The 251-nt window shown below is 41.0% G+C and carries 1 pseudogene; it reads right to left on the bottom strand.

Annotation, left to right across the window (positions count from 1 at the left end):
- A pseudogene (locus tag AAEZ18_RS19285) lies at nt 1-251 on the bottom strand (MFS transporter); the annotation flags it as partial.

Raw genomic sequence — 251 nt, 5'->3', positions numbered from 1 at the left:
GCTTATAACGGCTATAACAACCCATTGATCGTTTTTAAATAAGCTTAAAAACTCAAGAAAGGCATTCTTTTTAGTTTGCGCGGGTTTAACTTGTTTGGTTTCTTTAGTCATTTTAAAACACAGTAAAAAACAAGCCGCAGCAAGTCCGCCTAAAAACACCATTGCTAGCGGGTAACCTACTACATCGTCGCCGTCGCCAAAAAAAGCAACCAGCTTTGGCAGTGCCCATACAATTACAAGCAGAGCTGCCA

This window comes from Pseudoalteromonas sp. 19-MNA-CIBAN-0066 (assembly GCF_040308705.1).
In the GTDB taxonomy this organism is placed as follows: Bacteria; Pseudomonadota; Gammaproteobacteria; order Enterobacterales; family Alteromonadaceae; genus Pseudoalteromonas; species Pseudoalteromonas nigrifaciens.
Note: the sequence above shows the minus strand (reverse complement) of the source record. Positions and strands in the feature narration are given on the sequence as shown.